The 14,273-nt window shown below is 67.2% G+C and carries 12 protein-coding genes; 1 reads left to right on the top strand and 11 read right to left on the bottom strand.

Annotation, left to right across the window (positions count from 1 at the left end):
- Nucleotides 1-41: 41 nt before the first annotated feature.
- From G8760_RS02500 to G8760_RS02465, 8 genes are all read right to left on the bottom strand, one after another.
- On the bottom strand, nucleotides 42-443 hold the full coding sequence (locus G8760_RS02500; RefSeq protein WP_166346167.1) for a cupin domain-containing protein: 402 nt from the start codon (nucleotides 441-443) through the stop codon (nucleotides 42-44).
- Nucleotides 444-562: 119 nt separating this feature from the next.
- Complete coding sequence (locus G8760_RS02495; protein ID WP_166346164.1) at nucleotides 563-1,699, bottom strand: N-acetylmuramoyl-L-alanine amidase; 1,137 nt, start codon at nucleotides 1,697-1,699, stop codon at nucleotides 563-565.
- A 9-nt stretch (nucleotides 1,700-1,708) separates the two neighbouring features.
- Nucleotides 1,709-2,032, bottom strand: a complete 324-nt coding sequence (gene trxA, locus G8760_RS02490) for a thioredoxin (protein WP_166346161.1) — start codon at nucleotides 2,030-2,032, stop codon at nucleotides 1,709-1,711.
- 78 nt (nucleotides 2,033-2,110) lie between these two features.
- Entirely contained in the window at nucleotides 2,111-3,088 is a 978-nt protein-coding gene (gene trxB / locus G8760_RS02485) for a thioredoxin-disulfide reductase (protein ID WP_166346158.1), read from the bottom strand.
- A 179-nt stretch (nucleotides 3,089-3,267) separates the two neighbouring features.
- A complete protein-coding gene (locus G8760_RS02480; protein ID WP_166346155.1) occupies nucleotides 3,268-4,134 on the bottom strand; it encodes an anti-sigma factor in 867 nt (288 codons plus the stop codon).
- Nucleotides 4,131-4,793 (bottom strand): RNA polymerase sigma factor SigM, encoded by a 663-nt coding sequence (gene sigM, locus G8760_RS02475; protein WP_166346152.1) that lies wholly within the window; start codon nucleotides 4,791-4,793, stop codon nucleotides 4,131-4,133. The genes G8760_RS02480 and sigM overlap by 4 nt, the downstream gene beginning before the upstream one ends.
- Nucleotides 4,790-8,368 carry a murein biosynthesis integral membrane protein MurJ gene (gene murJ / locus G8760_RS02470; protein ID WP_166346150.1) on the bottom strand — a complete coding sequence of 1,193 codons (3,579 nt, stop codon included), beginning with the start codon at nucleotides 8,366-8,368 and terminating at the stop codon, nucleotides 4,790-4,792. Before murJ ends, sigM begins: the two co-directional genes overlap by 4 nt.
- On the bottom strand, nucleotides 8,365-10,491 hold the full coding sequence (locus G8760_RS02465; RefSeq protein ID WP_166346147.1) for a DUF6049 family protein: 2,127 nt from the start codon (nucleotides 10,489-10,491) through the stop codon (nucleotides 8,365-8,367). The genes murJ and G8760_RS02465 overlap by 4 nt, the downstream gene beginning before the upstream one ends.
- Nucleotides 10,492-10,749: 258 nt before the next feature.
- On the opposite strand from G8760_RS02465, the gene G8760_RS02460 reads away from it, so the two are divergent.
- Nucleotides 10,750-12,273 (top strand): CCA tRNA nucleotidyltransferase, encoded by a 1,524-nt coding sequence (locus G8760_RS02460; protein WP_166347884.1) that lies wholly within the window; start codon nucleotides 10,750-10,752, stop codon nucleotides 12,271-12,273.
- Between the two features lie 82 nt (nucleotides 12,274-12,355).
- Here the strand turns inward: G8760_RS02460 and G8760_RS02455 are convergent, their stop codons facing one another.
- From G8760_RS02455 to G8760_RS30715, 3 genes are all read right to left on the bottom strand, one after another.
- The gene (locus G8760_RS02455; protein ID WP_166346144.1) at nucleotides 12,356-13,246 is read right to left on the bottom strand and encodes a hypothetical protein; all 891 of its coding nucleotides are present in this window, start codon (nucleotides 13,244-13,246) and stop codon (nucleotides 12,356-12,358) included.
- Nucleotides 13,247-13,329: 83 nt separating this feature from the next.
- Nucleotides 13,330-13,926, bottom strand: coding sequence for a GTP-binding protein (locus G8760_RS02450; protein ID WP_207781938.1), 597 nt, complete (start codon nucleotides 13,924-13,926; stop codon nucleotides 13,330-13,332).
- Nucleotides 13,907-14,269: a DUF742 domain-containing protein gene (locus G8760_RS30715; RefSeq protein WP_166346138.1), complete on the bottom strand. Its 363-nt coding sequence runs from the start codon at nucleotides 14,267-14,269 to the stop codon at nucleotides 13,907-13,909. The genes G8760_RS02450 and G8760_RS30715 overlap by 20 nt, the downstream gene beginning before the upstream one ends.
- Nucleotides 14,270-14,273: the final 4 nt, after the last annotated feature.

Genomic DNA, 14,273 nt, shown 5'->3' with positions numbered 1-14,273 from the left:
AGGCGTCGCCGGGCACGCGTGCTCCCATCCGTGCGGGCTGCTTAGCTTCCGTATTGTGTCGTCTCAGGCTTCTCAACCATCAAGACGTGCGCAGGCTCATCGGCCACCGGCCGATGCCTGACTCTACGTGGGACGACGAAGATGTCACCCGGGTTCAGCTCCGCGGGCTCGCGACCCTCGAGTTCGATCCGGAAATGTCCGTCCCAGCACAAGAACAGCTCGTCCTCGTCATGATGATGCCAAGGGAACTCACCTTCGAACCGGGCCAGGCGGACCACCGCGTCGTTGACGAGGGCCAGCTCACGTTGCTGCCACGGACCGGGCAGCGACGCGATCACCTCGGAGATCGATACTGGTGGGGTACCGGCGGTGGGTGTCTCTGCCGAAGCCGATGTGGTGGTGGTTGGTACCGACTCGGTAGACGGGTTCGATGCTGTGGACATATCGCCCATTGTCTCAGGTGTGCAGCTGGACCACACAGGGCCAATGAGCAGGAGCTGGCCCGTCCTGGAGGGCGTGGAAACGTGATGTGATCTGCGCGGGCGGGCCCTGTCGCACGACACTAAGCCTGGGCGAGGTCACGCAGATTGAGCACACCCGTGGGTGCGTCTTCCCCGGTGGGGAGGTATACCCGCTGGACGGCGACGACGATCGCCTCGGCGACCACGTCACGGAAGTCTGGATCGGCCAACCGCGCCGCGTCACGTTCGTTCGTGATGTAACCCAGCTCCACCCGGACGGTGGCCATCTTGGTGTGGCGGAGCAGATCCCACGTCTTGGCGTGGCTGCGGCAGCTGACCAGGTCGGTCCGGGCAACGATCTCACGCTGGATGAGCCCGGCGAACTGCTCTCCGATGGCGCTGGTGGTGCCAGGGCGGTCTCCGCCGTAGTAGTAGGTGGAGACACCTGAGGCCGCCGGATTCGGATGGGCATCGACGTGTAAGGACACCATGAGGTTGGCGCCCGTTTCATTGGCGAATGACGCTCGCGCGGCTTCATCGAGCTCGGTGTCGGAGCCTGGGCCGCGGGTCAGGTATGCCTGGACGCCGGTGGCCGCCAGCCGGCCCTCGATCCGGACCGCGAGATCCTCGACGATCGCGGCCTCTTCCAAACCTTGTCCGGTATTGCCGCGGTCGCTTCCACCATGTCCGGGATCTATCACGACGACCTTGCCGGGCAGCCGTTTGCCGGCCTGCCGGAGCTTCTCCGATGCGCGCAGGCTGTCCGGCCGGCCCCCGGTGACGATCGGCGCGAGCCGATCCAGGGCTTTGAACGTACTCGGGCCGCAGGTACCGTCCGGCGACAGTCCGACATTACGCTGCAACTCACGGACACCCTCGCCGGTGCGCGGACCGAACACCCCGTCCACCTGGCCGACATCGAAGCCGAGCTCGGACAGCCGGCGCTGCAACGCCAGGACGTCGTCACCGGTTTGAGGGTTGGCGACCACGTACGACAGCAGCCGGTCACCCAGCCGCCAACGAGCCTCGTCAAGGACCCGGTACGTGGTGGCGTCGACCACGCCGGTGACCGTCAGCCCCCGCTCCTGCTGAAACTGCCGGACAGCGCGGTCCACATCCTCGTCGAAGGTGTGTGGCCCGGGCGCCGTGTCGTCCAGCAGCCCCAGCAGGGTCAGCTTGGTGCGAATCTCGGAGATGGCGGGTCCGGTGTCGCCCAGCCGGTAACGAACCGTGGTCATCGAACGAGACTAGCCGACGTAGTCGGAGAGCTCGTTCAACAGGAGGGACTTCGGCTTGGCGCCGATGATCTGCTTGACGACCTCACCACCGGAGTAGACGTTCAGGGCCGGGATCGAGGTGATGCGGTTGGCCGCGGCCGTGGCCGGATTCTCGTCGATGTTGAGCTTGACGATCTGTAGCTTGTCCTGCGACTGCGCGATTTCCTCGAGCACCGGAGCGATCATCAAGCAAGGCCGGCACCACTCCGCCCAGAAGTCGACGAGGACCGGCTTGTCGCTCTTCAGCACCTTCTCCTCGAAGTCGGCATCGGTGACGTGCTGGATGGTTCCCATGGGTACTCCTCATCTATAAATGGTGCGGTACGTCGCGGCTGGCCAAGGACCCCTTAGGAGCCCTTGAGGCCATCGACATCAGGACGGCACGAGTTCGGATTCGCCGATCTGGGCCGTGGGCGTCAACCTGAGCTCGCTCAGATAACGTTCGGCGTCAAGCGCCGCCGCGCAACCGGTTCCGGCCGCGGTGACAGCCTGTCGGTAGATGTGGTCCACCAGGTCTCCAGCAGCGAACACCCCCGCCAGGTTGGTGCGCGTGGACGGAGCGTCGACCACAACATAACCATTCGGGTCGAGATCGACCTGATCCTGGACGAGCTCGGACCGGGGATCGTGACCGATGGCCACGAACAGTCCAGTGACGTCCAGAGTGCTCTCCTGACCGGTAGAGGTATTGCGTAGTTGCAGGCCAGACACCTTTTCTTCGCCCAGGACGTCAAGGACCTCGGTGTTCCAGACGAACTCGATCTTCTCGTCGGCGAACGCGCGCTCCTGCATCACCTTCGAGGCGCGCAGCTCGTCACGGCGGTGGACGAGATACACCTTGCTGGCGAACCGGGTGAGGAAGGTCGCCTCTTCGACCGCGGAGTCGCCCCCGCCGACGACGGCGATCTGCTGTTCGCGGAAGAAGAACCCGTCACAGGTGGCGCACCACGATACGCCGTGTCCGGATAGGCGAGACTCATTGACCAGCCCGAGCTTGCGATAACCGGAACCCATGGCAAGGATGACCGCGTGCGCCCGGTACTCGTTGCCGTCGCTGTCCTTGACGAACTTGACCGGGCCGCTCAAGTCGACCTCCACGGCGTCCCGGGTGACGAGCTGCGCCCCGAACCGCTCGGCCTGGGCCCGCATCTCCTCCATCAGGGCCGGCCCCATGATGCCATCGCGGTAGCCGGGGTAGTTCTCTACCTCCGTGGTGTTCATCAAGGCGCCGCCCCAGTCGATCTCACCCTCGAGGACGATCGGATCGAGGCGGGCCCGCGCAGCGTAGACCGCAGCTGTATAACCGGCTGGGCCAGAACCGATGATGATCACCTGTCGAATGTCGGTCACGTTGGAGCCTTCCGCGGGACGAGTGATGAATCCATCTGGCCCAACGGATCCTAGGCGCCGAGAATTCCCGGCGCCGAACCGCCACGCCGGGGCCGCTCAGGAGCGCCGCGTCCCGGGCGACTAACCGGCCGGTGGGAGCCAGATTGAGGGTCGCCACGGCCAGCGGCGAGCGGTGGCCGTCAGTCCTGCGGCTCGGGCACCGCTACGACCGGCTCACCGGTGGTGGGCCCGGACTCACAGTCCGGGAGCATCCATCCGAACAGCTCACCACCATCGGCGAAGACCACCAGCACCTCATCGGCCACCTCCGCACTGCCGACCAGGGGGTACTGGAGGTCGTCGGCCAGGATGTCGCCACAGCCCGGAGAGACCTCGGATCCCGTCGCCCAGATGTCAAGGGCGATGTCGGCGAGTAGATCCTCGTCCTCGGCCGAGATGTTGTCGTCTCCGTCGCGTTCCGGCGCGTCGGCCAGCCGCGGAGCGTCGTCGTCAAGATCTTCGTCGGCGGCGTCGCCCGCGTAGTCCTCGTCTTCATCGGCGGCCGTCATCTCCGCGGACTCAGCGGCATCGTCCGGGTTCTGGCCAGCGGCCGGCACCGAAGGATCGTTGTCGGAGAAGACGGCGTACCCGGCGAACCCAACGACGGCGGCGGCCGCGGCGGCCGCGACCAGTTGGGGTAGTCGTTTGCGGAACCAGGCGACCGGGCGGTCGTCAAAGGGGACGATCACGGCGTCGTGCTCGTCGGTGGTTGCCGCCGATGATGTCGCCCCAGCCGTGGCGGCTCCGCCGGCCGCCTCGGCCGTCGACGCTGCTGCCTCGGCCGTCAGGGCGGCCCCGATGCGGGCCGAGACGTGGGCTGGCATGCTGATCTCGGCTGGTGCCTCCCGCAGCGCACGGGTGACGTGTGCGAGCCGGTCCAGCGTTACCGAACAGGCCTGGCAGGTACTCGTGTGCTCGCGCACCCCGGCCGCATCGTGAGCATCGAGAACTCCCTCGGCCAGCTCAGCGAGAACATGGTCAGGAGGATGTGCCCCGGTGTAGCTCACCGACGCTCACCTCCTCCCGTTTCACTGGTTGCTGCTGGTGGGACGCGGCCGTGGTCCGGATGGTTCCGCCCGGATGACCGCGGATCGTCCGATGTCAACAGAGGCAGCAACCGGGCCCGCCCGCGAGCGCACCGGCTCTTGACGGTTCCCGAGGGAAGGCCCAGCATCTCGGCTACCTCCGCCACGCGGTATCCCTCGACGTCCACGAGCACCAGCGGGACCCGTTGCTCGGGCGGGAGAGTGGCGAGGGCCGCCTCGAGGTCGAGCCGGAGCGGCGTCATGTCCGCCGGATCCGCGCCCGGCGCGGCCGCGGCGGTGACGGCCGGCGACTCGGTGCCATCGAAGGCAACCGGATCGGACGGGCGGGCCGCGGTGTGCCTGACCCGGTCGAGGCAGGCGTTGACCACCACCCGATGCAGCCAGGTGGTCACCGCAGACTCCGACCGGAACGATGATGCCCGACGGAACGCGTTGACCAGGGCGTCTTGCAGAGCGTCGGCGGCGTCGTCGGGATCGCCGAGGGTACGTAGCGCTACCGCCCAGAGCCGATCCTGATGGCGCCGGACCAGCTCGCCGAACGCGTCGTGCTCACCATCGACGTGCCGCCGGAGCAGCTCTTCGTCGTCGAACTCGAGGTAGCCCGAGGACCCGCTGGTCAATCCGAACCTCCCTCGGTGCCCAACACGGTGACGTCAGCAATACCACTGCGATATTCCCCCTGGTACAGCGGTAGCCGCGTGAACCACACCAAGACATAGCGTGTTGTGACCGATTCCTCAAGTGTATGAGCGAAGCTGACGTCGGCTTCTTCTTCGGTGTGAACCTGGGTCCAGCCCTCGAGCGCGCCTGGTGGGGTGTCGGCGTCGGGTGGAGCGACGAGCAGTTCGATGTCGGTGTCCTCGTTCATCAGAGTCAGCTCGAAACCCCACACCTCACGGCTTTCGCCGAGGTCGATCCACAACCCCACACCGGGTTTCTGGTCTTCGAGTGGGCTGTAATACCGCAGGGTGGGCCAGATCGTCTCGGCGTCGCCGTCGATGGCGTTGCCGACGACTTCCGGGCTCTCCGGTGTGGAGCCGAAGGGGTCGAAGTAGTCGGAACTGGTCCGACTCAGGGGAACGAGTTCGATGTCGTCGTCCGGCGACGGCGACGTGGTGTCGGTGCCCGGCTCGGTGGCGCTGGGCTGTTCAGGGGGCGGACGGTCGGGATCGTCGAAGGCGCTGAGCATCAGCTGGAGGCCGACGAGGGTGGCGCCAACCAGGAGCAGGGCGGCACCGAACACACCGAGGAACCGGTTGAGCCGGCTCGGCTTCCGTCGCTCGCGCCGGGATCGAACCGCACCGGACGCCGCACCGGAGCCTCCATTGCCGTGACTGCCGCCGACGGCGTCCAACAACGCGCCTCCACCAGCGGCGTGGGCGACCGGCCGGACGATCTCGAACTGGTCGGTTCCTGGGCCGGCGCCAAGTTCGGAGGCCACCTCGAACGGGGACCGGAGTGGGACGGCGTGATGACGTCCGGCGTTGCCGATGGCGCGGTCGGTGATGGTGTCCAGCGCCGTCGGGACACCCGGGCGGACCTGACGGGCGGAGGCCAGCCGGCCGTCGATCAGCGGGGCAGCATCGAGCCCGCCGCTGCTGCCGTTGGGCCACCGCGCGGTGAGGCAGGCATACAGGATCCCGCCCACCCCCGCGGCGTCCAGCATGGCTGGATCGGTAACCGGTGGCTGTGTGCTGTCCGGGGCCAGGCTGGCTGGACCATAGAGTACGGCCTCGGTCTCCAGCCCGGCGATCTTGATGGAGCCCTCCGCGGTGAGGAACACCAACGTGGGCACGAGCCGTCGATGTGACAGTCTTTGGCCGTGGGCCAGGGCAAGAGCATCTGCTACCTCACGGCCGATCGCCGAGGCGTGCTCGGGATGCAGCGGGCCGTCGGAGAGCAGTCCGGCCAGGCTGCGACCAGGTGTCCACTCCCGGACGAGATACGACCACTCTTCGGTACCGATGTCGAGGATCCGCAGGAACCGGGGGTCCTCTGCCGTGGACGCTTTACGGGCGGCCCGGACGAACTCGTCGGCGCGGGTGTCGTCGGCGGGGATGGTCTGGACGAACACCGGCCGCTGCAAGACGTTGTCGAACCCGTACCACGAACGCACCCCGGCGGTGTCGTCGAGGAGATTGTCGACGCGATACCGGCCGGCGAGGGTGCGTGTCTGGCCGGCCGGCGGTGGGGCGGACGTGCCCCCCGGCGTGACCGGCAGTTCTGGTTGGGTGTCGACGTCGAGGTGGTGGTGTCGACGCCCGATCCGGCCCTCCTCCAGGATGCTTGGAGTCCGCGGGCGGTCCGCCGCGCCGGCCACGCTGGGCATGCCGTGCATCGTGGCGCCGTGCATGGTCTCGTCGAGGAAGAACTCCATCGTGACGTCTGGGTCGAACGTGGGCCGGAAGAGGCTGAGGGTTCCGGTCTCGACCACAGGCGGGATGTAGTCGGCGGTTTCCTCCAGCATGTCGTCCGGGACGCTCGTCGCCTCCGCGCCCGCGGGAGTGTCGACGCCGGTAGTCCGGCCCCGTAGCCGGGCTAGGACCATTTCCATGGCCCGTCGAACCTCGGTGATGCGGAAGGCATAGGCAAGGGCGACGAAGGTCGCGGCGCCGACCGACGCGCTGACAGCGAGTTCGACGAGACGCTCGATGAGTGATGGGAGGAAGCTGAGCAGGCCAAGCTCGGACCAGCCCCGCCAGATGAGCCATGCGACGACGGCCGCGATACCGGTGGGGATCACCAGGCGGACGAGATGCTGCACCAGTGGGGCGAACTGCACTGAGCCGATCTCTCGCTGCAGCCGGATCACACTAACCGTCGCGCCGACCAGATAGGCCGCGCTGTATCCGGTGGCCAGCGTCATCGTCACGATATGCGGGCTTGGAGAGATCACGCTGAGCCCGACCGCCCACACGATCATGACACCCGCGATCCACAACTGGGTGAAGAACGGTGTCCGGGTGTCTTTCAGGGCGTAGAAGCCGCGCAGACACAGGTAGTGCACCGTGAACGCGAGCAGACCGGGTAGCAACGCGATGAGGGTGCGGGCGAGCATGCCCGTTTGGCCTCGTGCCTCGCCGTAGTCGAAGATCATCGCGGTGAGCGGGAAGGCCAGCACCGCCATCAGCGCGGCAAGCGGCAAGATGATCGCCAGGCAGATCCGGACAACCGAGACGAGCTTCTCCCGGACCTCGTCGAGGTAGCCATCGGCGGCGAGGTCGGCCAGGCGCGGAAGCATCGCGGTGGCCAGCGACACCGTGATGATCGCGTGCGGCACCATCATGATCAACGTCGCGTTCTGGTAGACCGTGTAACCGGCCCCGTCGGCTCCCGCGGTGGCGCTGGCGCCCGTCGCCACGTTGACGAAGAACATGTAGGCGATCTGGTTGACGATGACGAACCCGACGCTCCACAACCCCATGCGGATTGGCTCACGCAACCCGGAACCACGCCAGTCGGTCCGGAAGCGTAATGAGAAGCCGGTCTTGCGGAGCACCGGAATGAGGATCAGGGCTTGCGCCACCACCCCGGCGGTAGAACCGAGCCCAAGCAACAACATCTCGGACATCTCGAAGGCGCCCGGCGACTTGGTGCCGAACATCACCAGGTACAGCGCGAAGACAGCGATCGCGACGACGTTGTTCAGGATCGGCGCCCACATCATCGGCCCGAACCTGCCCTTGGCGTTCAGGATCTGGCCGATCAGCACGTAGAGCCCGTAGAAGAAGATCTGCGGCAGGCAGAACCGGGCGAACATGACCATGTTGTCGTAGTACGGTCGCATATCCGGTTCAAGGAACCGGGAGTCGGCGATCGCCCTGATGATCCATGGCGCGGCCAGCACCGCTACAACGGTCGCGACCGCCAGCACGGTCACGGTGAGGCTGAAGAGCCGCTGCGAATACGCCGCTCCGCCATCGGCGTCGTTCTTGATGGCGCGGACGAGGACCGGCACGAGAACCGAGTTGAGAACACCACCACCCACCAAGATGTAGATCATGTTGGGGATGACGTTGGGTACGTTGAAGACGTCGGCTGTGGTGACCGTGAGGCCGAGGGCAGCCGCGATGATGGCGGCCCGCCCGAACCCGGTCAGCCGGGACACCACCGTGCCCGCGGCCATCACCGCGCTCGACCCTAGAAGACTGGGCCGCCGTGGTTCCGGCGACTCCGTGCTGGACGTGGTCGTCACCGGCTGACCTCCGGCGTATGGGCGGTCATCGGCCGGTCGGCGGGTGCGTAGCTCGTCGGTTCGTTGGGCTGGGCCGGCTCGGGAACGTCCTCATGGCCTTGGTCGGGTTCGTCGTCGGAAGCATTGCGCCGGCGCAGCATAGCCCGGATCATGGCCGCGCCGAACAGAGCTCCGGCACCCGCGATGATGATCCAGCCGATGGCGCCGTAGTCGGTGGCGTGAACCACAGCTTGCGTCGCCGGTCCGAGGGCGGCGCCACTGGGGGTGACGAGCTGCACCGTGATGGGTACTCGGCCGTTCGTCGCGGCTTCGGCCTTGATCTCGATGGTTTCACGTGAACCCGCGTCGACCCACTGCTCGGGCACGTCGTCGATACGCAGGCGGTCGGGGTTGGCCGCCTGTATGGCGAGCTTGACGGTCACCGGCTCGTCGAGGTCGTTGGTGACGGTGAGCGGGAAGATACCGGTCCGGCTGGACAGGGTGACCGACTCGGGCACCGTGACGTGCACGCCGTCGAGCCGCTCGGTGAGTTCGTCGGAGATCTCCGAGGCGTAATCGAGTCCAGCGGCCGGATCGTCCCGCCAGCCCGTGGAGGCGGCACGCAGCGCGGCTAGGCCGAGGGCGCGGCTCTGTGCCGGGTCAGGCTCGGCGAGCAGATCGGTATACCTGCGGACGGCCTCGTCGAGCTCGCCGGCGGCGGTGATGTTCTCCGCTGGGAGCGTATTCACCGGATCCCCGGGGTTCGGCGCAACCATGGCGCGCTGTGCCGGGGCGTCGAGTTCATCGACGGTGACCGGATCCACCCATGGGAGCGACGTCCAGACGTCCACGATGGCAGAGGTGAGTTCCTCGTCGGGTGTCCACCTGGCCGGCGGGGCGGCCACCATCGGCACCACCGACCCGCCGCGTACATCGGCCTGAAGCGTCGCCATAGCCGTCTCCGCCGCCCAGCGCTGGCGAAGTTCCAGCAACCCAGCCTCGGTGTTGGTGGAGTTATAGGCGTCGGTGATGGTGCCGTCCAGGCCCGGATCGGTGAGCACGACGTCGAGCTCACCTTCCGGGGTGTCCAGCTGAGCGAGCGGATGGTTGGCTGGTGTGGCGGCAGTCGCCGACATCACGATGGTCCGAACCCCAGCCTCGGCGAGGATCGCCAGGATGCCCGGGTCGGCGCTGGCATCAGGCCGAGCCACGCCGGTCCGGGCGCCGGACTGCGAGGCGACCGCTTGCCGCGCTGCGTCCACCGACTCGGTGGCGAGACGTGCCGCCAATGGGGGGTCCACTGCTCGCAGCGCCGCCAGGTCCGGCCGGGCATACGGCAGGACGTAGAGGTGACCACCAGTGGCCGCGTCGAACGTCGACCGCCAACTCTGTGCCGCGGCTGCGGCGTCGCCGTCCGAGTTGGTGCTCATGGCATCGACGGTGTCGAGTACGTCCGGGTCCACCAGCCAGGTGACCGGACTCGAGCCCGCACCATCGACCATCGCATCGAGCGAGCCCCCCGGGGAAATCCTGGCGGCCAGCGCATCGTTGCCGAGCCCGCCGTCGGGAAGCAAGGACGGTGGTGCCTCGACCGGCCAGAACAGCGCTACCTGGACGGTGCTGGACGGCTCCTCAGGGATCCAGGGCAGCACCGTGCGACTGGTATCAAGGGTGAGCCGCTCGCCGTCGGAGGCCGACCCGCGGATGTCCACGCCCACCGCGTAGACGCCGGGGCTGCCGAACGAGAGCTGCTCGGCATCGATGTCGAGTCGGTACTCCGCACTCTGGCCCGGGCCTAACCGCTCGGCTACCACCTGGAACGGATCGTCGTACCGGAAGCCCCAGCGCACGCTGGGGTCGTCGGCTATGAGTGGGATCTCGTCGCGGGTCTCAAGCTGTACGGTGTTCCAGCGTGGGAGCGCCTGAACGTTGTATAACGGCTCGTCACCGGTGTTCTCGATGACGCCGGCGAGGGTCAGGGTGTCACCCGGGCGGAGCACGGACGGCTCGACCGTGTGCAGGTAGCTTGAACCCGCTGCGCCACTGTCGCGAGCGTCGGGCCGGTCAGCCGCCGGGGCCGTAGCTGTGAAGATCACTGTGACTGCGGCCACCGCGGCGAGGGTCAGGACTGTCCGGCCGGGCATACGTCCAGGGTAGAGGGCGGGCCGAGGTATTGGCGGGAATGACCCCTGGGAACCGTCCGCGGCCAGCCTCGAAAGGCGGCATGAGGGTGCGTCAAGGCGGTGGTCATCGAGCCCGGATCCGTGCCTTCGCCTCGAACAACAGGATGGGTGCCGGCGGGGTATCGGGGCGGCATAGGCCGCCGACACGATCATGGATCGACGGACCGGCGATCGCACCGGCGTGGCCGAGTGGAGTCTGCTGCCGTGCGACACCGCGGTATGGACCGCGACCCATCCCGAGCCGCCGAAGCGAACGTCGTACGCTGGTGGGTCGTGACAGGCTCTGAGTTGACCGACCAGCAGCAGGCGCTCAATGCGGCCCAGCGCCGTGCCGTACGCCAGTTGCTCCGCATCGCACCGGTGGCCGACGACCTCGCCGCGCGCTTCAGCGCCGCCGGGCACGAACTGGCCTTGGTCGGCGGCTCGGTCCGCGACGCACTGTTGGACCGGCTCGGCCAGGACCTGGACTTCACCACGTCGGCGCGGCCCGCGGAGACCAAACGGCTGCTCGCCGATTGGGCTGACAACATGTGGGACGTCGGCCAAGCTTTCGGCACCATCGGCGCCATCAAGTCGGGGTTCCAGATCGAGATCACCACGTACAGGTCGGAGAACTACGACCGCACCAGCCGGAAGCCGGCGGTTGCCTACGGCGAGACCATCGACGACGACCTCGTCCGCCGCGACTTCACCATCAACGCGATGGCGGTGAAACTCCCGGGGCGGGAGTTCATCGATCCGCACGGTGGTCTGCCGGACCTCGGGCGCAAGATCATCCGCACGCCGGGGACCCCCGAGGCGTCGTTCTCCGACGACCCGCTGCGCATGATGCGCGCCGCCCGGTTCTCCGCCCAGCTCGGCTTCGACGTCGCACCGGAGGTCGTCTCGGCGATGCGGGATATGGCCGAACGTCTCGACATCGTGTCCGCCGAGCGGATCCGGGACGAACTCACCAAATTGCTGCTTACCCGGCGGCCGCGGGCCGGGCTGCGGCTGCTGGTAGACACCGGCCTGGCCGACCGGATGCTGCCCGAGCTGCCCGCGCTCAAGTTGGAGATCGACGAGCATCACCGGCACAAGGACGTGTACGAGCATTCGCTGACCGTCCTGGACCAAGCCATCGAGCTGGAGGACCGGCTTCCCGAGGGTGGCCCGGATCTGGTGATCCGACTGGCCGCTCTGCTGCACGACATCGGCAAACCCAAGACCCGCCGGTTCGAGCCGGGTGGTGGTGTGAGCTTCCACCATCACGACGTGGTTGGTGCCAAACTCGTGCGCAAGCGCCTCACCGCGCTGCGATTCCCATCGGCCGTGGTGGACGGCGTCGCCAACCTCACCGAGCTGCACCTACGCTTCCACGGCTACGGCGGCGGCCAGTGGACCGACTCCGCGGTGCGTCGGTATGTACGTGACGCCGGTGACTTGCTCGACCGGCTGCACGTTTTGACCCGTTCCGACTGCACCACCCGGAATCCACGGAAAGCGGAGACACTTCGGCGCGCCTATGACGACCTCGAGGCCCGTATCGAGCGGTTGGCCGGTGAGGAAGAGCTGGCCGCCATCCGGCCGGACCTCGACGGCAACGAGATCATGCAGATCCTCGGACTCGGACCCGGGCCGGTGGTCGGCCGGGCCTATCGGTATCTGCTCGAGCTGCGAATGGACCGGGGGCCCCTCGGCCCTGACGCAGCCGCGGCTGAACTGCTCGAATGGTGGAAGAGCCAACCGGAAAACTCCACCTGACCCGGCCGGGCCCGACCAGCGAGGCCCGGCCGAGGGCCGGTGGTCATAGGGTGTGGTGGTGGTTGGAGCCGACGTGCTGGACCTATGACGTCACCTCGGTCAACGCCGAGTAGACCTTGACCTTGCCGGTGCCGTACTGCTCGTCCAACTGCTGCTGTAGGCCGTCGTCGAGGATGACGCTGACCTCGAGTGCACCGGACTTCACGTCAACCCCGGAGCTGAGCATCCCCGGGACATCGAGGCTCTCCTGGATCTCTCGCAGCTCGGCCTCCGTGTTCTCCGCCTGGCTGACGCAGAGAGAACCGCCCCATAGCTCGCGAAGCTCGGTCTCATGCCGGTCGAGATCGCCGGTGAACCGCACGTTGAGGATCATCATCGTCGGGTCGTTCATGGCCAGTTCGTCGTCATCGTCGAGACCGTCGTCCATAGCCGGGTTGATCGACTGGTCAACCCAGGCTCCGGCGTAGTCGGCCTCGGCGCTGGCCCGTTCGAGCGTCTCGTCCAGGGCAGCTTGAGTAGCCTTCGACTCGTCGACGACGGTCCACCCCCCGGCTGGCTCAGGGCACGGGGTGCTGAAATCCGGCTCGGGTGGCTGATCGCCCGGCACGGGGGTGGTGTCAGCCGCGGCCGCCGCCTGCTCGGTTAGGGTGAACCGGGCGCCGTCGTAGTGGCCGGTCACCACGTACGTCCCCCAGGTGGTGCCATTGGCCGTCTCGTGGCCGTCGACATCCTCCCAGGACCAGCCCTCGATGTCCGGGCCGCCACACTGAGGCGGGTAGGACGTCGCGATCCCACCGAGACACAACTGTGGACCATGCTGAGGGCTCTCCAGCACGGTCCCGACACCGGTGTAGATCTTCTTCTCGCCGTCGGGGTCAGGATCGCTGCTCGCGACGGGCGCCTCGTCGTCCCCTCCACCACAGGCGGCCAGCACCAGTGCGAGGGGGAGAACCAACCACAGGGAAGTACGCATACCGCTTGGACGCGCCCCGACGATCATCCGTTCCGGTGCGGCCGAGCGGTAGGTGCCCGGCCATGGAGCCGGGCACCGGGTGGTCAGGTGCGCTGAACGAGCGCCATGGCGTGTTCGACGAGGGTCACCAGAACGGTCTTCACCGACTCGCGGTCTCGGGCATCGGTGATAACGAACGGAACCTCGGGCCCGATCTGCAGGGCGTCGCGGACCTCTTCCACCGAGTGCTGTTGAACACCGTCGAAGGCGTTCAACGCAACCAGGAACGGGATGCCGCGTTGCTCGACGTAGTCGATCGCGCCGAAGCAGTCGGCCAGCCGCCGGGTGTCGACCAGCACCACCGCACCAATGGCTCCGCGGGTGATGTCATCCCACATGAACCAGAAGCGGTTCTGCCCGGGGGTGCCGAACAGATACAGCACTAGGTCCTCGGCCAGTGTGATCCGGCCGAAGTCCATCGCCACCGTGGTGGTGCGTTTCTCCGGCAACATCGTGAGATCGTCGACACTCGACGAGGCGTCGGTCATCAGCGCTTCGGTTCGCAGCGGTTCGATCTCGCTCACCGAACCGACGAACGTCGTCTTGCCGACGCCGAATCCGCCGGCGACCACGATCTTCACCGACAGCGCGTCCTGCGAGGCGTGTGTCCCGCGAGACATTTCAGAGTCGACGGAGGCCATCCCTCACCCTTTCCAGCACACTCAGATCGCGAGCCGGCTCAGCCGACCCGTGGAACGCCGCGTGCGGATCTGCGACGCGGGTGAGGCCTTCGGCCTCAAGATCGGCGACAAGCACCCTAGCAACGCCCAAAGGCGTGGAGACAAGCGAGGCTATCTCAGCCACCGATCGCGGTGAATGGCACAACCGCAGGATCCGGTCTCGCTCCGGCTCCGGGTCGATCCCATGATTCCGGCCGGCGTGAGTCGTTGAGACGAGGGCTTCGATAGCGATGTCCTGCACCGGTCTGGTGCGCCCGCGCGTGGCAAGATACGGCCGAATTCGGCCGGAGTCAGGTATCGGCATGGTC

Source organism: Phytoactinopolyspora limicola (assembly GCF_011320225.1).
In the GTDB taxonomy this organism is placed as follows: Bacteria; Actinomycetota; Actinomycetes; order Jiangellales; family Jiangellaceae; genus Phytoactinopolyspora; species Phytoactinopolyspora limicola.
The sequence above is the reverse complement of the archived record's forward strand: the minus strand, read 5'-3'. Positions and strand labels throughout refer to the sequence as shown.